The sequence below is a fragment of the Martelella sp. FLE1502 genome (assembly GCF_053484255.1).
The window spans coordinates 96,508-118,537 of sequence record NZ_JBAKFQ010000015.1 but is presented as its reverse complement, the minus strand read 5'-3'; the positions used below and the strand labels follow the sequence as shown (position 1 = coordinate 118,537).

The window sequence follows — 22,030 nt, the reverse complement described above, 5'->3', positions numbered from 1 at the left end:
TGAATCGATTTGCGTCAAATATTCAATAGCTTAAAAGCCATACGCGATTCCCCTGGGGGCGAGGGGTAGAAGGCTGCGATGCCGATGCGTTTCATCGGCGCCTCGCCGTTGGCGCTCCGCAAATACCGCCCACAATCATTGCGATATCGCATCGTTTCCTTATCCTGAGGCCACCAAAGCGCTGCACTTTCGGCAGCAGGCAATTGATTTTTTCCTTCAGACAGGGCACGGACAAGCCACAGACAGGGCGGCCAGACGAAAGGAACCGAGATGACGAGCGCGAGTTTTGCCGAGCCGCAAGTAATGGCCGATCTGATGGCCCGGATGCTGTGGGAAATCGAGGCGGTGCATTTTTCCCCCGACGAGCCCTACAAACTGTCCTCCGGCCTCGTCAGCCCGGTCTATATCGACTGCCGCCGGCTGATCTCGTTTCCGCGCATCCGCTCCACCCTGATGGATTTCGCCGCCGCCAAGATCATGGCCGAGGCCGGTTTCGAACAGTTCGACTGCGTGGCCGGCGGCGAGACCGCGGGCATTCCGTTTGCCGCCTTCCTGGCCGAACGTCTCGACCTGCCGATGATCTACTGCCGCAAGAAGCCGAAGGGCTATGGCAAGAACGCGCAGATCGAAGGCCATATGCCGGAAGGCGCGCGGGTGCTGGTGATCGAGGACCTGACGACGGCCGGCGGCTCCATGTTCAACTTCATCGACGCGATCCGCAATGCCGGCGGCATCGTCAATCACGGCATGGCGCTGTTTTATTACGATATCTTCGCCGAGGCCGGGAAACGTTTCGCCGATGGCGGCGTTGACCTACATTATATCGCGACTTGGCAGAACGTGCTGGCGGTGGCGCGGGAAAAGAAGCTGTTTGATGACAAGGCGCTCGATTCCGTCGCCGACTTCCTCGACCAGCCGATGGCCTGGTCGAAGGCGCGCGGCGGCGTCGACCGACTGTCCGCCTGAGACGCGCTGAAACCAACTGGGAGAACATAATGATCCTGTGCTGCGGCGAAGCCCTTATCGACATGCTGCCCCGTGAGACCACAAAGGGCGAGCCGGCGTTTTCGCCCTATGCCGGGGGCGCGGTCTGCAACACGGCGGTGGCGCTCGCAAGGCTCGGCCGGCCGACCGGCTTCTTCTCGGGTCTCTCATCGGACCTGATGGGCGACATCATCCGCGAAAAGCTCGATGCCTCCAATGTCGACCATTCCTATGTCGCCACCTCCGACCGGCCGACCACGCTTGCCTTCGTCAAGCTGGTGAACGGCGCGGCAAGCTACGCCTTCTACGACGAAAACACCGCCGGCCGGATGATCACCGAGGCCGACCTGCCGGAAATCGGCGATGATTGCAGCGCCATGCATTTCGGCGCGATCAGCCTGATCCCGGAACCCTGCGGCTCGACCTACGAGGCGCTGCTGATGCGCGAGGCGGAGAACCGCGTCATCTCGCTCGACCCCAATATCCGCACGAGCTTCATCACCGACCCCGACAAGCACCGTGCCCGGATCGAACGGATGGCGGCGAAGGCCGACATTCTCAAATTCTCCGACGAGGATCTCGACTGGTTCGGGCTGGAAGGTTCGCTCGATGACAAGGCCCGCCACTGGATTACAGCCGGCGCCAGCCTCGTTGTCGTGACCCGCGGCGGCGACAGCACGATCGCCTACACCGCCACGGAAAAGGTCGAGGTGCCGAGCGAAAAGGTCGAGGTGGTCGACACCGTCGGCGCCGGCGACACCTTCGATGCCGGCATCCTCGCCTCGCTCGATCTCGCCGGCCTGCTGACCAAGGACAAGGTGAAGACGCTATCCGCCGACGCCATCCGCGACGCCCTTGCGCTCGGCGCAAAGGCCGCCGCCGTCACCGTCTCCCGCGCCGGCGCCAACCCGCCCTTCGCCCACGAAATCGGGCTTTGATCGGCGGGCTTGTTCCCTAAACCAGCCCCCGGCCCTTCAGCATTGCCTCGGGGCCGGGCATGCGGCCGCGGAAGGCCTGATAGGCGGCTTCGGGGGCAACCGATCCGCCTTTGGTGAGGATTTCCGACTTGAGCTTGCCGGCGGTTGTCGGATCGAAGACGTTGCCCGCCTCCTCGAAGGCTTCGAAGGCGTCGGCGTCCAGAACTTCGGACCACATGTAGGAATAATATCCTGCCGAATAGCCATCGCCGGAGAAGATGTGCAGGAAATGCGGGATGGCGTGGCGCATCGCGATCGCCTTGGGCATGCCGATCGCGTTGAGCACGCCGTCCTGAAACGCCACCGGATCGGCCGGCGGGTGTTCTGCCGTGTGGAGGCGCATGTCGACGATCGCGCAGGCGGTGTATTCGACGGTGGCGAAGGCCTGGCCGAAGGTCGCGGCGGCAAGCACCTTGTCCATCAACGCCTCGGGCATCGGCGCGCCGGTTTCGGCGTGAAGCGCATAGGTTTTCAGCACCTCCGGCGTGGTCAGCCAGTGCTCGTAGAGCTGGGAGGGCAGTTCCACGAAATCGCGGTCGACGCCGGTGCCTGAGACGGACGGATAGGTGACATCCGACAGCATGCCGTGCAGCGCGTGGCCGAATTCGTGGAACAGGGTGCGGGCATCGTCCAGCGACAGCAGCGCCGGTTTTCCGGCGGCGGGCTTGGCGAAATTGCAGACATTGATGACAATCGGGATTTCGCCCTGATCCCCGTTCGGCAGGGTCAGCCGGTGCTGGCTTTGCAGGGCGTTCATCCAGGCGCCGGAGCGTTTCGAGGTGCGGTTGAAATAGTCGCCGAGGAAAAGCGCGATCAAGTCATCGTCGCTATTGCGGATTTCATAGACCCGCACATCCGGGTGATAGGCCTTCACATCCGGCTTCGCCACGGCGCGAATGCCGAACAGCCGCTCGGCCACGGCAAAACAGGCCTCGATGATCTTCTCGAGCTGAAGATAGGGCTTCACCTCGCTTTCGGAGAAATCGAATTTCCGGGCCTTCAGCTTCTCGGCGTAATAGCGCCAGTCCCAGGCCTCGATCTCGCCATTATAGCCCTCTTCCGCCGCCAGTTCGCGCAGTTCCGCTTCATCGGCGGCTGCGGCCTTCACGGCCTTTTCCCAGACATCCATCAGCAGCGCATCGACGGCATTCGCGGTCTTCGCCATGGTATTGTCGAGCTTCAGCGCGGCGAAATTATCATAACCAAGAAGTGCTGCCTTTTCCGCCCTGAGCGCCAGCGTTTCCTTCATGATCGCGCGGTTGTCATGCTCGCCGCCGGAAAGGCCGCGCGCGGTCCAGGCGCGGAACGCCTTTTCGCGCAGGTCGCGACGGGCCGAGAGCGTCAGGAACGGCTCCACGATCGAGCGCGACAGGGTGACGGCATACTGGCCCTCGTGGCCGCGCTCGCTGGCCGCGCCCGCCATCGCATCCACCAGAAAATCGGGCAGGCCGGCAAGCTCGTCTTCCTCCGTCAGAAACATCGCCCAATCGCTCTCGTCGGCGAGCACGTTCTGGCCGAAGGCGGCGCCGAGTTCGGCGAGCCGGCGATTGACGGCGGCCAGCCGCTCCTGCGCCTCGCCCTCAAGCTGCGCGCCGGAGCGGACAAAGCCCTTCCAGTGGCGTTCCAGCACGCGCAATTGCTCGCCGGTGAGCCCCAGCCCATCGCGCGCCTGCCAGAGCGTATCGATGCGCTGGAACAGCGCCTTGTTGGCGCCGATCGCGGAGTAATGGCTTGAGAGTTTCGGCACGATCTCGCGCTCGATCTTCTGGATTTCCGGATTGGTATCGGCGCCTGCGCGCGTGAAGAACACGGCGCTGACCCGCGACAGCGCGTCGCCGGAAACCTCCAGCGCATCGACCGTGTTGGCGAAATCGGGGGCATCGGCGTCGGTCGCGATCGCGTCGATCTCGCGGTTGTGGTCGTCCATCGCCCAGTCGAAGGCGGCGGTAAAGTCGCCCTCCGTGATGCGGTCGAATGCGGGCAGGCCCGCAAAACCCTCCCAGCGGATGAGAGCGCTGTTGATCGTGTCGGTCATGTCGCATCGGTCCTTTCATGCTGGCTGGCGGCCTATCATGTGTGTGCGGCAGACGCGGCTTCAAGGCAAGACCCTTGATTGCCCCTTCCAAAGATAGTAAGCAATGCTTACTAAATGTCGGATGACGGGAAACGGCATGACGCAAGCGCCAACCGAAAGACTCGGTTTTCTACTGAGCGATGTCGCGCGGCTGTTTCGCGCGGCCTTCGAACGCGAGATCGCGAAAAGCGGCCTCGGCGTCACGCCGGGCGAGGCGCGCGCTCTCACCCGCATTGCCGCCAGCAACGGGGTGCGCCAGAGCGAGATCGCGGTGGCGCTCGGCATCGAACCGATGACGCTGTCGCGCTATGTCGATGGTCTCGAAAAGGCCGGCCTGATCGAGCGCCGCGTCGACCCGAAGGACGGGCGCGCCAGATGCGTATCGATGACGGAAAGGGGCGAGGCGGTGCTCGCGGACATTCGCGCGCATACGGACGATCTGGTGGCGCGCCTGCAGGCGGACCTTCCCGAAAGCGACAGGCAGGCGCTTTTCCGGGCGCTCAGGACCATGCGCGACAATTTCGCGCGGCTTTGAAAGATGACGCGAGGATGAGCGAGACCACCGCAACCCGGCCGTTGATGAGCGAAGGGCGCACAAGCGTGCTGGGCGCGGCGCTATCCATGCTTGGCCCGATTTCGCTGTCACTCTATACGCCCGCCATGCCGGCGCTGACGCAGGCGCTGGCCACCACCGATGGCGCGATCAAGCTTTCGCTCTCGCTCTATTTCGGCGGCTTTGCCTTCGCCATGCTCGCCACCGGGCCGCTGTCGGATGCGTTCGGGCGGCGGCGCACGGTCGTGTGGTTTCTGACGTTTTATCTGCTCGGCAGCATCCTCGCCGCCTTCGCGGGCAGCGTGTCGATGCTGTTGGCTGGCCGGCTGATCCAGGGCATCGGCGCATCGGTGGGGCTCACCGTCGGCCGCGCGATCGTGCGCGACCAGTTCACCGGCGAGCCGGCCTCGCGGATCCTCAACATGCTCGGCATCATGCTGGCCACCGGACCCGCGATCGCGCCCACCATCGGCGGCATCATCCTTTCGCTGGTCGGCTGGAAGGCGATCTTCGTCGCCATGATCGGCTTCGGCCTTACGCTTGGCGCGCTGGTGCTTCTCTTGATGCCGGAGACCGGAAAGCCGGATCGCGCCAAGGCCCGGCCGCTGCCGCTTTTGAAGGCTTATGGCCGGCTGTTGCGCAGCCAGCACTTCATGGCGTCGTCGCTGGTGATCGCCGCGTCTGCGGGATCGCTTTACGCGCTGGCCTCGATCCTGCCCTTCGTGATGATCAATCTCGCGGGCCTCACGCCCTCGCAATTCGGCATCGGCATGCTCATGCAGACGGGCTGTTATTTCTCCGGCTCGGTAGTCTTTCGCATCTTGCTGCGCTGGTTTACCTCGCGCGCCCAGGTGGCCTTCGGCCTGTTCTTCGTCGCCCTTGGCGCGGTTTCGCTGGCGATCTCCACCGAGATCCTGACGATCTCCTATCTTTCGGTCATGCTGCCGGTCGGCTGCTTCGCCTTCGGCATCGCCTTCCTGATGCCCTATATCACCAATGCCGCGCTGCTGCCGTTTCCCGATATCGCCGGCTCCGCCTCGGCAATGATGGGCTTCATGCAGATGGGCTCGGGCCTCGTCACCGGCATGATCGCCGCGGCGCTGGGCTCCCCCGTGCTCGCCATGCAGATCATGGTGCCGGCCATGGGCGCGATCGCCGTCGCTTGCTATCTCTGGCTGCGCCTGGTCGAGGCGCGGGAACCGGCATCGCCGGAAATCCGGGAGCCCGCCGAACAGCCGGCGGCCGGCGGCGACTGGAACAAGGCCCCCGAGCGTTCCGCAGCAATGAAATAGCGGAAACCTCGCCTTCTACTGGTATTTACAGCGAAAGCCCTTTAAGGTTGAAGCTGTCATTCCGGGGGCACAGACTATGTTGCGCAATGCGCTCGATTTCATGCGGGCCAATGTCTGGTTCTTTGCGATCGTGATCGTCGCGACGACGGTTCTTCCCGCGCTCGCGCCTGCCGCCATCGCGAGCCTGCTGGAGATCGTCGTAAGCAGCGCGGTTCTCTTTTTCATCTACAGGCGGCTCCTGCGACAGGCCTCCTTGAACCCCTTCAGCCCCGGCGCGGGGATCGCACCTGCGGAACTGTTCGGCTTCGTCTGGCGCGACCTTGTCATCGTGGCCATATCGGTGGCCATTCCAATCCTGCTGCTTCTGGCCGTGACCCATGTCGACCTGACGAATGTGAACGTCAACATCGCCCTGATCTACGGGAGTACCGTGCTTCTCGAGCTTTCCGCGGTCTGGGGCATAGCCTATTTCGGCACATGGCTCCCGGCATATGTCTATGGTCAAAACCCGACATTCCGGGCAGCGCGAAAGCGCGGTCAGGCGAGTTTTGGCTCGCTTGCATGGCGGTTCACGCTCTTGTCGCTGGCGGTGCTCGCCATCGGGTTCGCGCTAGCCCAGATTGACGGCCCGCTCGGACTTTCCGATGCGACATGGCTTCACTGGCTCGTCATCATCCCGATCACCGGCGCCATCAACTGGTTCGTGAGTGTCTATATCGCCGTGGCGCTGTGCCAGGTCTATCTGACGCTCGAAAAGATCGTCTGACGCCGTCGGGGTGAGGTCCCCGGAGGCGAGGTCGACGAGGCAACTGGGTCGCCGCCTCGTCTTGCAAGATTGCTCACATCCGGTCGCGCTTGGCCAGCGTCCTCAGACGCAGGGAATTGAGCTTGATGAAGCCGGCGGCGTCCTTCTGGTCGTAGGCGCCGTGGTCGTCCTCGAAGGTGACGAGGGCTTCGGAGTAGAGCGATTTGTCGCTCGCGCGGCCGATGACCATGACATTGCCCTTGTAGAGCTTCAGCGTCACCTCGCCCTCGACATGCTCCTGGCTCTTGTCGATCGCGGCCTGCAGCATCGCCCGTTCCGGCGAGAACCAGAAGCCGTAATAGATCAGCTCGGCATATTTCGGCATCAGCTCGTCCTTGAGGTGAGCCGCACCCCGGTCGAGCGTGATGCTTTCGATCGCGCGGTGTGCGGCCAGCAGGATGGTGCCGCCGGGGGTCTCGTAGACGCCGCGCGACTTCATGCCGACGAAGCGGTTTTCGACGAGATCAAGCCGGCCGATGCCGTTGTCGCGGCCATAATCGTTGAGCTTGGCGAGGATCGTCGCCGGGCTGAGGCGCTCGCCATTGATCGAGACGGCGTCGCCCTTTTCGAAACCGATCTTGATAATCGTCGCCTTGTCGGGCGCGGCTTCCGGCGAGACCGTGCGCATATGGACATATTCCGGGGCCTCAACTGCCGGATCTTCCAGCACGCGGCCTTCGGAGGACGAATGCAGCAGGTTGGCGTCGACCGAGAACGGCGCTTCGCCGCGCTTGTTCTTGGCGATCTGGATCTGGTGGCTTTCGGCGAATTCCAGAAGGTCGGTCCGGCTCTTGAACGACCAGTCGCGCCACGGCGCGATGATCTTGATATCGGGGTTCAGCGCATAGGCCGACATTTCGAAACGGACCTGGTCATTGCCCTTGCCGGTGGCGCCATGGGCGATCGCATCGGCGCCGGTCTTCTCGGCGATCTCGATCAGATGCTTGGAAATCAGCGGCCGGGCAATCGAGGTGCCGAGCAGATAGACGCCTTCATAGACGGCATTGGCGCGGAACATCGGGAACACGAAATCGCGGACGAACTCCTCGCGCACATCCTCGATGAAAATTTCCTTCACGCCCGCCTGTTCGGCCTTCAGGCGCGCCGGTTCCAGCTCCTCGCCCTGGCCGAGATCGGCGGTGAAAGTGACGACTTCAGCGCCGAGTTCGGTCTGCAGCCATTTCAGGATGATCGAGGTGTCAAGTCCGCCGGAATAGGCGAGCACGACCTTCTTGACGTCTTTGTGCGTTGCCATGTGAGTTCAGGTCCATATCGTGTTTTGAATGTGTGAGCCGTTTTAGCGGCTTTGCGCCGCCACGCAAGGAAAACCGTGGCGAAGCGCCGCGCGCGCCAGACGATTTGCGCATTGACATGCCGTGTCATCTGCCAAAAAGTCATAGGCAAAGTCAAACCGCGCGCCCGATCGCTCCCCGTAATCAGGCAGAAGGCGGAAAACGGGAGGATATCATGAGCCAGCATCCGGCACTCAAAGCGGGCAATTCCGCCGTCATTACCGGCGGCGCATCCGGAATCGGCCTTGCCGCCGCCAAGGCCTTTATCGACCTCGGCATGAATGTGATGATCGCCGACCTGAAGGGCGAGCGGCTGAAGCGGGCCGGAAACGAACTGGCCGAACTTGCCGAAAAGAAGGGCGTGAAGGCGGAAGCCCACGCCACCGACGTTTCTGATCTCTCGGAACTGGAGGAGCTGGAGCGCGCCGCCCACCGCGCGCTCGGCAATATCCATGTGCTGATGAACAATGCCGGCATCCAGCCCGGCACCGCCATATTCGGCAAGCAGATGCCGTGGGACCGGATCATCGGCGTCAATCTGACGGGCGTGATCAACGGCACCCGCATCTTCGCGCCGGAAATGCGCGCCCATGGCGAACCGGCGATCATCATCAACACCGGCTCCAAGCAGGGCATCACCACGCCGCCCGGCAACCCGGCCTATAATGTCGCCAAGGCCGGCGTGAAGGCCTTTACCGAAGCCTTGCAGCATGAATTGCGCAATATCGAGGGTTGCCAACTCGAGGCGCATCTCTTGATCCCCGGCTTCGTGTTCACGCCGCTGACCGCCAATGGCCGCGACGAAAAGCCGAAGGGCGCCTGGACGCCGAAGCAGACCGTCGAGTTCATGCTGAAAAGCCTGGAAGACGGCGATTTCTACATCCTGTGCCCGGATGGCGAGGTCGACCGCGCCACCGACGAGAAGCGGATGATGTGGGCGATCGGCGATATCGTCGAAAACCGCCCGCCGCTGTCGCGCTGGCATCCCGATTACGGCGAGGCCTTCAAGGCCTATCTGAACGGCGACGGACATGGCCATTGACGAGGAACTGAGCGCCAGGGTTCGCGACCGCCTCGAAGGCCTTGAGGGTCTCGGCGAGAAGAAGATGTTCGGCGGGCTCTGCTTTCTGGTGAACGGCCATATGGTGGTCGCCGTCAGCCGGCGCAAATCCGGAGAGGGCAATTACCTGTTCCGCATCGGCAAGGAAAACGCCGATGCCGCAGCCAGGCTCGGACGTTCGGAGCCGATGGTCCATGGCGGGCGCAAGATGAGCGGGTTTTACCATGTCGACGCCGACGACTGCCCGGACGCAACCTTCAACGAATGGCTGTCGATCGCCGTTGAAAACGCCTATTCCCTGCCGCCCAAGGCATGAACGCACCGTCTTCGGCGCCGCACTTGTTTTCAGGCGTAAGCCCGCTCATATTGCCGGCGATCCGATGATTTCGAGCAAGCTCGCGCCATGCCCGCGCGACGGGAGAATTCCATGTATACCGGCATCGTCCAGGCCGTCCGGCCGCTCGCCGACATCACCGCCTATCCCGGCGGCAAGACATTCACCATCGAATTCACCGATGAACTGCTTGGCGATCTGAAGCTCGGCGCCAGTGTCAACATCGAGGGCGTGTGCCTGTCGGTCACCGGTATTTCCGGCCACAATGTCACCTTCGATGCCATGAACGCCACGCTGGAGCGCACCAATCTCGGCACGCTTGCCGCAGGCGACGGCGTCAATCTGGAGCGCTCGGCCAAGATGACGGATGAGAATGGCGGCCACGTGATCGCCGGGCATGTGGCGACAACCGCCACCGTGGAAGCAATCAGCACCGCGGAGGAAAGGGCCTTCATTCGCTTCCGCGTGCCGGAAGACTGGGCGAAATATATCTTCCCGCGCGGCTATCTGGCCGTCAACGGCTGCAGCCTGACGGTGGCGGAGGTCGAGGACAATCTGTTCACCATCAACCTGATCCCGGAAACCTTGCGCCAGACCACATTTTCCCGCTACCGGCCCGGCGACCTTCTGAACATCGAGGTCGATCACCAGACCATGGTGCTGGTCGACGTGATCGAACGCACCGTCTCGCGCGTCCTGCCGGGACTGATTGCCGGGCGCTGATCGGGTTTTCCTCGTAAAGAATCCAAACGCTTTCGAGCGCTTGGCGAGCAAGATTAACTGGCCAGTAACCATCTTTTCCTCTCAACCCTTCCCCGTCGTCCTGGCTTCACATTCGGCGCTATACTCCGCGTGACGGACCAGGGCAGTCGGAGGCAAACGATGACATTCAAATTTCTACTGGCGGCGGCATGTCTGGTCGCCTCCTCCGCTGCGGCCGAGCCCGCGAATTTCATCTATTCGGGCGATGCCGATGAGACGACGCTGACGCACCTGTTGCAGCGGCCCGATATTGAAGGTTTCCAGCAGATCTACAGCTGGCGGCAACTCGAGCCCGGCGAAGGTGTGTATGACTTCTCCGAGATCGAAGCGGATCTCGCCCGCACCGAGGCGCTGGGCAAGCAATTCTACGTCCAGCTCCAGGACCGGTTCTTCTCCAACGAAGCCCGCCGCCTGCCCGACTATATCCTGACAGATCCGATCTATGACGGCGGCCTCGTGGCCCAGATGGACGGCAATGGCAAGGAACTGCCCGTTCAGCAGGGCTGGGCCGCGATCCAGTGGAACGACGCGCTGCGGACGCGCTTTCAAGCGCTGCTGACGGCGCTGGCGCAGGAATTCGACGGGCGCATCGCCGGCATCAATCTTCCCGAAACCGCGATCGATATCGACATGAAGGCCGACACGACCGGTTTTTCCTGCGACGCCTATTTTGACGCCGAGCTCGACAATCTCCGCCACGCCCGATCCGTTTTCACCGAGAGCGACGTGGTGCAGTATGTGAATTTCTGGCCATGCGAATGGAATAACGACCACGGCTATATGGAACGGCTATTCGAAATGGCGGCGGCGGAAGGCATCGGCCTTGGCGGTCCCGACATCGCGCCGTATCGGAAGGGCCAGATGAAGAACGCCTATCCGTTCTTCCACGACTATCACGACCGGCTGCCGGTGGTCGCCATGGCGATTCAGGAATCCACGCTGAAATACAAAAACGACAAGACCGGCAAGCCCTATACCAGGGCGGAATTCGTCGATTTTGCCGAGAATTACCTTGGCGTCGATATCATCCTCTGGACGCCCGACGCGCCCTGGCTTTCCGAAGACTGAGCTGATTGCTCGGCCGGTATCTTCAGCCGTGATGGGCGAACCGGCCGAAGGCGCCGCGTGAGAAGATCAGCGGCTCGCCCTCGCCATGGGCGGCGCGCAGCACCCGGCCGACGACGATGGTGTGGTCGCCGGCGTCATGGGCATCGGCGCGGGCGCATTCGAACCGGGCAAGCGTTCCCGCAAGCACCGGCACGCCCTCCTCGTTCAGATGATGGTCGAGACCTTCAAACGCCGCTCCGCCGCGGGTGAAGCGGGCGGAGAGATCGTGCTGGTCGGCCTTCAGCACATGGATGGCGAAATGGCGCGCGCCGGAAAACAGGTCGTGGCGACGCGAAGACTTGGCCGGCGACCACAGCACCAGCGGCGGATCGAGCGACACCGAGGCGAAGCTGTTGACCGTCATGCCCTGCGGCCCGGCATCGCCCTTAAGCGTGACCACGGTGACCCCGGTCGAAAACGCGCCCAGCGCATGGCGATAGCGGCGGCTGTCGGCCGGGTCCGGCACGAACACATTGTCTTTTGCGATCGCCATCTGGTGCACTGTCATTCTCCATATCTTGCCGCATTTTCGCGGACGTCCGGCGTGACTGCGAAATGCGCTAAGGAACCTCGTATCCGCGCGCGGTCTCGAACAGGGCGAACCAGTCCTGGCGGTCGAGTTCGACCTTCTCGGCATCGGCAATCGCGGCAATCCGGTTGAGATTGTTGGTGCCGAGCACGGGCAGTATATTGGCCGGATGCGCTAAAAGCCATGCGATCGCAACGGCCGAAGCATCGACGCCGAAGCGCTTGCCGATCGCCTCAAGCGCGGAAAGCAACGGCTTTCCGGCTTCGGAAAACAGCCGGCCCCCGCCAAGCGGCGACCATGCCATGACCGGCAGTTTGCGCTCCTGCAGAAAGGCGAGATCGCCATTGGTGAAGGGGTCGGTCGCCAGCAGGCCCAGTTCGATCTGGTTGGTGGCGAGCCAGGTTTCCATATTGGCCTGCAGCAGGGTGAAATCATGCGGGCGGAAATTGGAGACGCCGGCGGCAAGGATCTTGCCCTCGGCCACCAGATCGTCCAGCACCCGGCCGGTCTCCTCCGGATCGATCATGGGATCGGGACGGTGGATCAGCAGCAGATCGACATGATCCGTCGCCATATCCTTGAGCGATGCCTCGACCGAGGCGCGGATATGTTCCGCCGACGTGTCGTAATGCTTCACCCGCGCACCGGCATGCCGCCCCGTGGGCGCGACGATGCCGCATTTGGTGACGATCTCGATCCTGTCGCGCAGGCCGGGTGACGCCTTCAGCGCGCCGCCAAGCACGGCTTCCGCCGTGTAGCCGCCATAGATATCGGCATTGTCCATGGTGGTGATGCCCTGCGCCAGGCAGGCTTCGATCTTGGCCTGAACGGTCTTCGGCGCGGCATCGCCCTCGGCGATCCGCCACATCCCGTAGACCAGACGGCTGAAACTCAAATCCTTCGCGATATCGACCCGCTGCATCAATGCCTCTCTCCAACGCCAAGCGGCGTTGCCGGTGTGGTTTCTGGTACCCGGCCATATACATGCGGCAGCGAACAGGTCTCAAGCGCGGGCAGAACTTTCGTGCCGAAATGATCGGCCTCGTCAAGATGCGGATAGCCGGAGAGGATGAAGGCGCGGATGCCCATTGCGCGATATTCAGCAAGCTTGGACAACACCTGATCGGTGGAGCCGACCAGCGCCGCGCCGCAGCCCGAGCGGGCACGGCCGATTCCGGTCCAGAGACCGGGCTCGACATAACCGAACTGGTCGGCGAGTTCACGCGCGCGGGCCTGATGCGAGACGCCGAGCGAGGCGGCGTCATGGGCGCGGTCGCGGATCAGCCGTCCATATTCATCATCGAGCTTCGAGACCAGATGATCGGCATATTCTCGCGCTTCCTTCTCGGTATCGCGCACGATGACATGGACGCGCAGGCCGTAATCGAGCGTGCGGCCATGGGCGGCGGCGCGTTCATGAACCGCCTTCATCCGTTCGGCGAGCTGGTCCCTGGTTTCCGGCCACATCAGATAGACATCGCATTGCGCGCCGCAAAGATCCAAGGCATCCGGCGAATAGCCGCCGAAATAAAGCAAAGGCCCACCATTTTGCTGGTAGGGCCGCGCGGGCTCGGTCGTCACGTTCTTGAACTTGTAGATCTCGCCGTCGTAATTGATTTCGTCGCGCGTCCAGGCCTGACGCAGGATTTCCACCACCTCGTGGCTGCGGCGGTAGCGATAGGCGCTGTCGGCCTCCTCGCCCGGGAAGTTCGAGGAGATCACATTCAGCGTCAGCCGCCCCTTCAGCATGTGATCGAGGGTGGCGACCGTGCGCGCCAGCATGATCGGCTGCATCTCGCCGCAGCGGATCGCCGCCAGGAAATTGATCTTTTCAGTAATGGGCGCGCAGCCCGCCACGAAACTCAGCGTGTCCTGCCCCACCTGATAGGATGAGGGGCACAGGATATTGCGGAAGCCATGGCTCTCCGCCTTCTTCACGATTGCCGAACAATGTTCGAAGGACGAGCGAAGCCTGCCATCCGGCACGCCGAGATAGGCGTAATCATCCGAACACAGCGCGGAAAACCACGAGACTTCGGCAGCGTTCAGATCGGCGGATGTGACGGGCACGACGGTCATGCGTTTCTCCCAATTTTTTTGCTTGCGTATCATCAAATTTCGAGTAAATCAATAGTGTATCAATTTTGAGGTGATGATGAAATCCCGCAATGATGGCAGCCTGCCGGTCTATCTGCAGATCGTGGAACTGATCGTGCGCGATCTGGCGGCGGGGCGGCTGGTCGATGGCGAAAAGCTCGCGCCCGAGCGCAAGCTTGCCGCCGAACTCAACGTCGCGGTGGGCACGCTGCGCAAGGCGCTCAACGAACTGGAGTCGCGCGGCCTGCTGGAGCGCCGCCAGGGCTCGGGCAATTACGTGCGCGCGATTGCCGATCCCGCGAGCGTCTACACCATGTTCCGGCTGGAGCTGATCGAAGGCGGCGGCCTCCCGACGGCGCGGCCGCTCTCCGTGGACCTTATGGAAAAGCCGGCGGATTTGCCGGCATTCGGCGCCTCGTCCAGTGCCCACCGCATCCGCCGCCGCCGTTTCGTCGGCAAGAAATTTGCGGCGCTTGAGGAAATCTGGCTCGACGTGGCCTATGCCGAGACGCTCACCATGACCGACCTTTCGGAAAGCCTCTATCTCCATTACCGCACCCGGCTGGGGCTCTGGATCACGCGGGCCGAGGACCGGATCGGGCTTGGCCGCGTGCCGGACTGGGCGCCGGACGATTTCGGGCTCGCGTCCGGCGCGCCGGTTCCCGAGGTGCAGCGCGTCTCCTTCGACCGGGACGGCGAGAAGGCGGAATTTTCATTCACATGGTTTGACCCGGCGGTGGTGCGTTATGTCGCGCGGCTCAAATAGGAGGGGTTGAGGTGAAGGCAATCTACGGCATTATCGGCTGCGGCATGATGGGTCAGGAGCATCTGCGCAATATCGCGCTTCTGCCCGAGGCGGAGATCGGCGCGATCTTCGAGCCGGACACGGAAATGCGCGCGAAAGCGGCGGCCCTCGCCCCGCAGGCAAGGCTTTGCGACAGCGTCGCCGATCTGCTGGCGGTGGAGGCGATCACCTGCCTGCTGATCGCAAGCCCCAACCACCTGCACCTGTCGCAGATGGAGGAGATCGCCCGCACGCGGCCGCTGCCGCTGATGGTGGAAAAGCCGCTCTTCACCGATCCCGGCGACACCGCCCGGGTGACCGCCTTCAAGGCAGGCTACCCCGCGCCGGTGTGGGTGGCGATGGAATATCGCTACATGCCGCCGATCGCGCGACTTTTGGCCGAGGCTGACGGCGTGACCGGCGGCGTGCGGATGCTGACCATCCGCGAACATCGCTTTCCGTTTCTAAACAAGGTGGGCAACTGGAACCGGTTCAACCGCTATTCCGGCGGCACGCTGGTGGAGAAATGCTGCCATTTCTTCGACCTGATGCGGCTGGTGATGAAAAGCGACCCGGTGCGGATCATGGCAAGCGGCGGCCAGGCCTTCAATCACCGCGACGAGGTGATCGACGGCCATGAGCGGCCGGATGTCTGGGACCACGCCTATGTGATTGTCGACTTCGCCTCGGGAGCCCGCGCGGCGCTGGAGCTTTGCATGTTCGCGGAAGGATCACGCTTTCAGGAGGAGATTTCCGCAATCGGGCCTAACGGCAAGATCGAATGCCATGTGCCCGGCCCGACCCGCTTCTGGCCGGCGGAACTCGGCGCGCCGCCGGAAGCCCGCATGGTCTATTCTCCGCGCCACCCCAAGGGCCCCCGCGAAACGGTTATCCCGGTTGATCCGACGCTTCTGATGGCGGGCGATCACAACGGCTCGACCTTCTACCAGCACCAGAGTTTTGTCGCCGCGATCGCCGGTTCGCGAGCGGTGGAGGTGAGCCTGGAGGATGGCTGGTGGGCCGTTGCCATGGGCCATGCCGCCCAGCAATCGGCCATGAGCGGCCACGCGGTGAAGCTCGAAGGCGACCATTTCAGGGTCCAGACTTGATAAAAGGCAAGAAATTCAAGGCCAAAGCACTGTTTCCGTTGCGTGAGACGCACCATGAAACTGGACGGCGACACAAGATCCGCTGTAGCATGCTGACGAGCTCGAAACAGCGGACGCTAAAAAGATGGGTCGCCTACCCCTGAACCTGACCCTGGGCCCGACAGACCAGCCCAGGGATGCCGTCGATATTATCCTCGAGACGGTGCGCAAGCATTTTGACATGGAGGTCGCCTATCTTTCCGAGATCGTCGATGGCCAGTCCGTTTTCCGCGCGGTCAGCGCGCCGGGTTTCGAGGCGCTTATCAGCCCAGGATCGGTGATCCCGCTTTCCGAGGTCTATTGTCAGCACATTCTCGACGGCGTGTTGCCGAACCTGATGACCGACACCAGCCAGCACCCGGTGGCCGTGGCCATGCCGATCACGCACAACGTGCCGATCGGCGCGCATATGAGCCTGCCGGTCTACCGCGACAACGGCGAGGTATACGGCATGCTTTGCTGCCTGCGCACCACCCCGCATGAAAGCCTCGGCGAACGCGACCTTGCGGTGATGGAGACCTTTGCCGGGCTTGCCGGCAACCAGATCAATGACGGCCTGCGCCGCCGCGCCGAGATCGCCGACATCAATGCCCGCCTGGACAGCGCGCTTGCCGCGGATGGCTTCAGGATCGTGCTGCAGCCGGTAGTCGATCTTGAAACCCTGCGGCCGATCAAGTTCGAGGCCCTGTCGCGGTTTGCCGACGGCAGGCCCCCCAATATCTGGTTCGAGGAGGCCCTACAGGTAGGCCGCCAGGTCGAGCTCGAAATCGCGGCCATTGAGAAGGCCCTGACATTGCTCGGCGACATCCCGCAAGAGATGGCGATCGGCTTCAACGCCTCCCCGCAGACCATCGCCAGCGGCGCGCTGCTGGAAGCAATCGGCCATATGCCGCCCGAGCGGCTTGTGCTGGAGATCACCGAACACGATGTGGCGGAGGATTTCAACGAACTCGCGACCGCGCTCGAAGGTCTGCGTCGGCGCGGCATACGCACCGCCGCCGATGATGTCGGCGCCGGGTTCTCCGGCCTGATCGCGCTTTTGCGCATGCGGCCGGATATCCTCAAGCTCGACATCGAACTGGTACGCGACATCAACGCCAACCTCGCCAAACAGGCGCTTGTGCTGGGTATGGTCGACTTCGCCCGCCAGACAGGCGCGCTCACCATCGCAGAAGGCGTGGAAACCGAAGAGGAATACGCAACCCTGCTCCGCCTCAAGGTCGATCTGGGACAGGGCTACCTGTTCGGCAGACCGATGGATATTGGCGGTGCACGGGAGTGGCTGGCGGAAAGACGTTAAAGCCTGTCAAAAAGAACGCGCCGCCGGTTTTTTACTCGACGACGCGTTCTACGCGATCATTAATCTTCTCCGAGGTCCTTTTCATTATGTATAAGCTCGAGTGCTCCATACATACGAACCGCGGCAGCGCTGTAACCCAGCTTGATGGCAAGATCCAAGGACGTTTCTATGGACCTCAACATTCTCGTTTTCTTTGATTCTTCAATCAGCCAGCGACCAGCGCGCTCCTGATTTTCCGCACTAATATCATGCATTCCTTCACCTCCCTTTTATATTTTCTGAGGCGCGCCCTTTTGCACAATAGCTGTATATTTCGATAGATGAATAATTGAAAATCCTGATACAGGCAATACTAATGATTGTATAAATTGTTACTATTGGGGTGTTTTATTTCAAATCCCGAAGGTAGACTACAACCGAACCGGGAACTTCTGTCAAATCGCACGACTTATACGGCATCAATGACGTCCGGGCGTGACAACAGCCGTCCGGTTCCCGCGAGAATAGCGGGGCAAAACACAATCGGGATATCGAGATGAATTGGTGCCCAGAAGAGGACTCGAACCTCCACACCCTTGCGAGTACCAGCACCTGAAGCTGGCGCGTCTACCAATTCCGCCATCTGGGCAATGACGGCTCGTTTAAGAGGCGTGGCGGCATTAGTCAACGGGTATTTGACGTTTTCGCGACAAAAAAGCTGTTCGCCTCGACCGGACCTGTCGCCTGCCACCTCAGTCCTGCTTTCCGGGCTCGCCCGCGCGATCGACATGGCCGAGATCGCGCTCGGGATCGATGATGTCGCGCACCCTCTGCTTGAGCTCCTTGGGGGCGGGAAAGCCGCCATCGCGCTTGCGCTCCCAGATCAGTTCATCATCGACCCAGATCTCGAAAATACCGCCTGTGCGCGGCTCGAGCGTGACCGCGCCGATTTCGAGCGAGAAGGTCGAAAGCAGTTCCTGCGCCATCCATGCCGAACGCATCAGCCAGTTGCACATGCTGCAATAGACAATTCTGATTCTCGGCTTTTCCGCCATCCGCCGCCTCCTTTTCGCGTTTGCCTCTCAATAGAACAGTTTCGGGTCCGGTGGATACCGGTCATCGTCCCCGACGGCGGAAAACACAGGGAGGTTTCGGCATATGCCGGGTTTGGTTCTGCGGTACCGACACGCACGCGGACAGTGAGCCTTCCATGCAACGGTGCGGCGGGGATGGAACCAAGTCAGCCCTCTTGCAGTTGATTTTTGAAGCCAGATAAGCCTTTCTTGTGTTTGAACCGATTGCGAAAGAGCGCGCCCGTGAAAACGATCCCGATCCTGACCCTCGTCTGCTGCACAGTGCTTGCCGCGTCCTGCACCACCACGCCCCAGTCCGGCCGGCTGCCCGCGACGCCGTCGGCGCCGCAGGCTCCCGTTTCCGCCGTCGACGGCGAATGGCGCGACAAGGACGGGATCATATCGCGCTTTGCCGGTGGCCGGTTCGAGACGCTTTCGGCCGACAGCAACACCACGCTTGCGATCGGCACCTATACCGAGACTGGCAACCTGATCGAGATCGAGCTGACCTCGGTGCTGCGCCGGACCCAGTCCAGGGTCAACTGCGCGCTGGTGGCCCCCTATCTGATGAACTGCACGCCGAGCCAGGGCGCGAAATTCTCGCTCTACAAGCCCAGCATGGCCCCCGTGGGCTTCACCCTGCCCGACCTGTCCCAGCAGGTGGCGAGCGCTCAACCCTCCCAGACGATGCCGGGCAACACCATGACGCCGCCGACATCGATGCCCGCCGCCGCGCCCTCGGTGAATTTCTCCGGCGCGCAGACCGGCGGCAGTTTCTGACAGCGCGGTTTGGCGGCCCGCCTTTGTGGCCGCTCCTGAAATCGGCACTTGACGCGGCGGTTTAAAACGTCGTCACATTCCCGTGTAAAGTTAAGTGCCGGGCGGCAAGTGCCGCGATTTCATTCTTTTCAGGAGTCTGCCATGCATTCCCTTTCGAAAGCCGCCCTCTTCGCGGCATCCGCGCTGACCCTTTCAGCCGGCAGCGCCCTTGCCGATTTCGACCTCGAAATCCTGCATATCAACGACCTCCATTCCCGCATCGAATCAATCAACAAATATGATTCGACCTGCTCGGCCGAAGACGATGCCGCCGGCGAATGCTTCGGCGGCATTGCCAGGGTCAAGACCGCGATCGACCAGAAGCGCGCCGACAACGAAGGCGAAAACCTGCTGGTTCTCGATGCCGGCGACCAGTTTCAGGGCTCGCTGTTCTACACCCAGTACAAGGGCGCCCCGATCGCCGAATTCATGAATGACATCGGCTTCGATGCCATGGCGATCGGCAATCACGAATTCGATGACGGGCCGGAAGAACTGCTCGCCTTCATCGACGCCATCGATTTCCCGATCCTTTCGGGCAACACGATCGCGGCCGAGGACAGCATCGTTCACGGCAAGTTCGAGGGTTATGAGATCTTCGATTTCGACGGCGAGAAGGTCGGGGTCGTCTCGGTGCTGGCAACCGATACCGATGAGACGTCATCGCCCGGCCCCAAGATCACCTTCGAAGACGAGATCGAATATCTGCAGAAGGCGGTTCCCGAACTCGAGGCGCAGGGCGTCAACAAGATCATTCTGCTGTCCCATGTCGGCTACAAGCGCGATCAGGAGATCGCCGCCGCCGTGGACGGCATCGATGTGATCGTCGGCGGCCACAGCCACACCCTGCTTTCCAGCACCGACGACAAGGCCGCCGGCCCCTATCCGACCATGGTCAAGAACCCGTCGGGCGAAGAGGTTCCGGTCGTCACCGCCTATGCCTATTCCAAATATCTCGGCGATCTCAACGTCACCTTCGATGATGACGGCAAGGTGATCGACGTTTCCGGCGCGCCGATCCTGCTGGACGCGTCCGTGACCCCGGACGAAGCCTTCGCGGCACGGGTCGCCGAACTCGATGCGCCGCTTGAGGAGCTGAAGAAGCGGGAAGTCGGCGAAACCGCAAGCGAGGTCAATGGCGACCGCACCGTTTGCCGCGCCGAGGAATGCTCGATGGGCAATCTCGTGGCTGACGCCATGCTCGCCCGCGTCGCCGACCAGGGCATCACGCTCGCGATCCAGAACGGCGGCGGCGTACGCGCCTCAATTGATGCCGGCACGGTGACCATGGGCGAGGTGCTGACCGTGCTGCCGTTCCAGAACACGATCGCGACGTTCCAGCTCAAGGGCGCCGATGTGATCGCCGCTCTGGAAAACGGTCTGTCGGAGATCGAGGACGGCGCCGGCCGCTACCCGCAGGTTTCCGGCATGAAATATACCTATGATTCCAGCAAGGAGCCCGGCAGCCGCGTGGTCTCGGTCGAGGTCGCTGACGGCAATGGTGGCTTCACGCCGATCGATGAGACCGCCACCTATGGCATCGTCACCAACAACTATGTGCGCGGGGGTGGCGACGGCTATGCCGTGTTCGCCGAAAAGGGCATGAACGCCTATGATTTCGGCCCCAACCTGGAAGATGCCGTCGCCGAATATATCGGCATGAACAGCCCCTACCAGCCCTATACCGACGGGCGCATCGTGAACGTGGCGAAGTAATAGAAGCGTCTCAACCCATAATCTCCCCCCTTGAGGGGGAGATGCCCCGACAGGGGCAGAGAGGGGTGCACCCTCTCGGCAAATTCGGAATATGAGGCTTATGCCCATACCCCTCTCTGTCGCGTTCGCGACATCTCCCCCTCAAGGGGGGAGATTGTTTGCTGCCAGGCCCTCACCTCTTCAATGTGAGCAACAGACGGCAGAGCCCCGATCCACCTGCGACACCGTATAATCTGGCGAAGCCTTGTTTGCGTTGTTATATGAAACCCGACAACGACAACAATGGAAAGACTGCCGATGTCAGAAATGCATGCCGCATGGCCGGACAAACACCCCAGCGTCGCCTTCGGCAAGGTCGGCGTCCTGCTCGTCAATCTCGGCACGCCCGACGGCACCGACAAGGCTTCGATGCGGCGCTATCTGGAGGAGTTCCTGAAGGACAAGCGCGTGATCGAATGGCCGCGGGCGCTTTGGTATCCGATCCTCTACGGCATCGTTTTGAACCGCCGGCCGGCCAAGGTCGGCGAGGCCTACAAGCTGATCTGGAACAACGAGCTGGATGAGAGCTATCTGCGCACCTATACCCGCAGCCAGGCCGAAAAGCTCGCCGCGCAATACGCGGACACGCCGAACCTCGTCATCGACTGGGCGATGCGCTACGGCCAGCCTTCCATTCCCGCCCGCATCGAGGCGCTGAAGGCGGCCGGTTGCGAGCGCATCCTGATCTATCCGCTCTATCCGCAATATGCCGCGTCAACCACCGCGACGGTCAATGACAAGGCGTTTCAGGCGCTCCTCGACATGCGCTGGCAGCCGGCGCTGCGCACCGTGCCGCCCTATCACGACGACCCGGTTTATATCGACGCGCTGGCGAAATCGGTCGAAAACCACCTCGCCGCGCTCGACTGGGAGCCGGAGCTGATCATCACCTCGTTCCACGGCATTCCGCAGTCCTATTTCAAAAAGGGCGATCCCTATCACTGCCAGTGTCAGAAGACCGCGCGGCTCTTGCGCGAGCGGCTCGGGCTTTCCAAGGAGCGGCTGATGATCACCTTCCAGTCCCGCTTCGGGCCGGAGGAATGGCTGCAGCCCTATACCGACAAGACGGTCGAGGAACTGCCGAAAAAGGGCATCAAGCGGATCGCGGTGATGAACCCCGGCTTTGTCTCCGACTGTCTGGAAACGCTGGAAGAAATCGGCGAGCAGGCGCGCGAGAGCTTCATGGAGCATGGCGGCGAGAAATTCACCCATATTCCCTGCCTGAATGATTCCGACGAAGGCATGCGAGTGATCGACCACGTGGTTGCGCGCGAGCTGTCGGGCTGGGTAAACTAAACAAGAACCG

22 protein-coding genes and 1 tRNA gene are annotated in these 22,030 nt (G+C 62.1%); 15 read left to right on the top strand and 8 right to left on the bottom strand.

Going from position 1 to position 22,030, the window contains the following annotated elements; all coding sequences use genetic code 11:
• Positions 1-270 precede the first annotated feature (270 nt).
• Both V6767_RS14350 and V6767_RS14345 read left to right on the top strand, forming a co-directional pair.
• The gene (locus tag V6767_RS14350; RefSeq protein ID WP_018065341.1) at positions 271-966 is read left to right on the top strand and encodes an orotate phosphoribosyltransferase; all 696 of its coding nucleotides are present in this window, start codon (positions 271-273) and stop codon (positions 964-966) included.
• A 29-nt stretch (positions 967-995) separates the two neighbouring features.
• A complete protein-coding gene (locus V6767_RS14345) occupies positions 996-1,922 on the top strand; it encodes a carbohydrate kinase family protein (protein ID WP_448474095.1) in 927 nt (308 codons plus the stop codon).
• Between the two features lie 16 nt (positions 1,923-1,938).
• Here the strand turns inward: V6767_RS14345 and V6767_RS14340 are convergent, their stop codons facing one another.
• Complete coding sequence (locus V6767_RS14340) at positions 1,939-3,996, bottom strand: M3 family metallopeptidase (protein WP_448474094.1); 2,058 nt, start codon at positions 3,994-3,996, stop codon at positions 1,939-1,941.
• A gap of 136 nt (positions 3,997-4,132) precedes the next feature.
• Here V6767_RS14340 and V6767_RS14335 point away from each other — a divergent pair, with 136 nt between their 5' ends.
• From V6767_RS14335 to V6767_RS14325, 3 genes are all read left to right on the top strand, one after another.
• Positions 4,133-4,570, top strand: coding sequence for a MarR family winged helix-turn-helix transcriptional regulator (locus V6767_RS14335; RefSeq protein WP_448474093.1), 438 nt, complete (start codon positions 4,133-4,135; stop codon positions 4,568-4,570).
• A gap of 14 nt (positions 4,571-4,584) precedes the next feature.
• On the top strand, positions 4,585-5,880 hold the full coding sequence (locus tag V6767_RS14330) for a multidrug effflux MFS transporter (RefSeq protein ID WP_448474092.1): 1,296 nt from the start codon (positions 4,585-4,587) through the stop codon (positions 5,878-5,880).
• Between the two features lie 76 nt (positions 5,881-5,956).
• Complete coding sequence (locus V6767_RS14325; protein WP_448474091.1) at positions 5,957-6,646, top strand: hypothetical protein; 690 nt, start codon at positions 5,957-5,959, stop codon at positions 6,644-6,646.
• A 73-nt stretch (positions 6,647-6,719) separates the two neighbouring features.
• Here V6767_RS14325 and V6767_RS14320 read toward each other — a convergent pair whose 3' ends face one another.
• Positions 6,720-7,940 carry an argininosuccinate synthase gene (locus tag V6767_RS14320; protein ID WP_448474090.1) on the bottom strand — a complete coding sequence of 407 codons (1,221 nt, stop codon included), beginning with the start codon at positions 7,938-7,940 and terminating at the stop codon, positions 6,720-6,722.
• A 212-nt stretch (positions 7,941-8,152) separates the two neighbouring features.
• On the opposite strand from V6767_RS14320, the gene V6767_RS14315 reads away from it, so the two are divergent.
• The 4 genes from V6767_RS14315 (at position 8,153) to V6767_RS14300 (ending at position 11,201) form a co-directional block, all read left to right on the top strand.
• A complete protein-coding gene (locus V6767_RS14315) occupies positions 8,153-9,019 on the top strand; it encodes an SDR family NAD(P)-dependent oxidoreductase (protein ID WP_448474089.1) in 867 nt (288 codons plus the stop codon).
• Positions 9,009-9,353 carry a TfoX/Sxy family protein gene (locus tag V6767_RS14310; protein WP_292058163.1) on the top strand — a complete coding sequence of 115 codons (345 nt, stop codon included), beginning with the start codon at positions 9,009-9,011 and terminating at the stop codon, positions 9,351-9,353. The genes V6767_RS14315 and V6767_RS14310 overlap by 11 nt, the downstream gene beginning before the upstream one ends.
• Before the next feature lie 111 nt (positions 9,354-9,464).
• Positions 9,465-10,094, top strand: coding sequence for a riboflavin synthase subunit alpha (locus tag V6767_RS14305; RefSeq protein ID WP_448474088.1), 630 nt, complete (start codon positions 9,465-9,467; stop codon positions 10,092-10,094).
• Between the two features lie 159 nt (positions 10,095-10,253).
• A complete protein-coding gene (locus V6767_RS14300; protein WP_448474087.1) occupies positions 10,254-11,201 on the top strand; it encodes a hypothetical protein in 948 nt (315 codons plus the stop codon).
• 22 nt (positions 11,202-11,223) lie between these two features.
• Here the strand turns inward: V6767_RS14300 and V6767_RS14295 are convergent, their stop codons facing one another.
• The 3 genes from V6767_RS14295 to V6767_RS14285 are packed head-to-tail and all read right to left on the bottom strand — an operon-like array spanning position 11,224 to position 13,848.
• Complete coding sequence (locus V6767_RS14295; protein WP_448474086.1) at positions 11,224-11,748, bottom strand: flavin reductase family protein; 525 nt, start codon at positions 11,746-11,748, stop codon at positions 11,224-11,226.
• Between the two features lie 52 nt (positions 11,749-11,800).
• A complete protein-coding gene (locus V6767_RS14290) occupies positions 11,801-12,691 on the bottom strand; it encodes an aldo/keto reductase (RefSeq protein ID WP_448474085.1) in 891 nt (296 codons plus the stop codon).
• A complete protein-coding gene (locus tag V6767_RS14285; protein WP_448474084.1) occupies positions 12,691-13,848 on the bottom strand; it encodes an LLM class flavin-dependent oxidoreductase in 1,158 nt (385 codons plus the stop codon). Before V6767_RS14285 ends, V6767_RS14290 begins: the two co-directional genes overlap by 1 nt.
• Positions 13,849-13,924: 76 nt before the next feature.
• Between V6767_RS14285 and V6767_RS14280 the strand changes: the two genes are divergently transcribed.
• The 3 genes from V6767_RS14280 to V6767_RS14270 all read left to right on the top strand — a co-directional run bounded on the left by V6767_RS14280 (position 13,925) and on the right by V6767_RS14270 (position 17,098).
• Positions 13,925-14,632 (top strand): GntR family transcriptional regulator, encoded by a 708-nt coding sequence (locus tag V6767_RS14280; protein ID WP_448474083.1) that lies wholly within the window; start codon positions 13,925-13,927, stop codon positions 14,630-14,632.
• An 11-nt stretch (positions 14,633-14,643) separates the two neighbouring features.
• Positions 14,644-15,759, top strand: coding sequence for a Gfo/Idh/MocA family protein (locus tag V6767_RS14275; RefSeq protein WP_448474082.1), 1,116 nt, complete (start codon positions 14,644-14,646; stop codon positions 15,757-15,759).
• A gap of 124 nt (positions 15,760-15,883) precedes the next feature.
• Complete coding sequence (locus V6767_RS14270; protein WP_448474081.1) at positions 15,884-17,098, top strand: sensor domain-containing phosphodiesterase; 1,215 nt, start codon at positions 15,884-15,886, stop codon at positions 17,096-17,098.
• 59 nt (positions 17,099-17,157) lie between these two features.
• Here V6767_RS14270 and V6767_RS14265 read toward each other — a convergent pair whose 3' ends face one another.
• From V6767_RS14265 to V6767_RS14255, 3 genes are all read right to left on the bottom strand, one after another.
• Positions 17,158-17,352, bottom strand: a complete 195-nt coding sequence (locus V6767_RS14265) for a hypothetical protein (RefSeq protein ID WP_230720106.1) — start codon at positions 17,350-17,352, stop codon at positions 17,158-17,160.
• A 287-nt stretch (positions 17,353-17,639) separates the two neighbouring features.
• Positions 17,640-17,726: transfer RNA gene (locus tag V6767_RS14260), tRNA-Leu, on the bottom strand.
• A 103-nt stretch (positions 17,727-17,829) separates the two neighbouring features.
• Positions 17,830-18,132, bottom strand: coding sequence for a SelT/SelW/SelH family protein (locus tag V6767_RS14255; RefSeq protein WP_448474080.1), 303 nt, complete (start codon positions 18,130-18,132; stop codon positions 17,830-17,832).
• A 261-nt stretch (positions 18,133-18,393) separates the two neighbouring features.
• Between V6767_RS14255 and V6767_RS14250 the strand changes: the two genes are divergently transcribed.
• From V6767_RS14250 to hemH, 3 genes are all read left to right on the top strand, one after another.
• Positions 18,394-18,930: a hypothetical protein gene (locus V6767_RS14250; RefSeq protein ID WP_448474079.1), complete on the top strand. Its 537-nt coding sequence runs from the start codon at positions 18,394-18,396 to the stop codon at positions 18,928-18,930.
• Positions 18,931-19,071: 141 nt separating this feature from the next.
• Positions 19,072-20,685 (top strand): bifunctional metallophosphatase/5'-nucleotidase, encoded by a 1,614-nt coding sequence (locus tag V6767_RS14245; RefSeq protein ID WP_448474078.1) that lies wholly within the window; start codon positions 19,072-19,074, stop codon positions 20,683-20,685.
• Positions 20,686-20,982: 297 nt separating this feature from the next.
• Positions 20,983-22,020 carry a ferrochelatase gene (gene hemH / locus V6767_RS14240; RefSeq protein WP_448474077.1) on the top strand — a complete coding sequence of 346 codons (1,038 nt, stop codon included), beginning with the start codon at positions 20,983-20,985 and terminating at the stop codon, positions 22,018-22,020.
• Positions 22,021-22,030 lie beyond the last annotated feature (10 nt).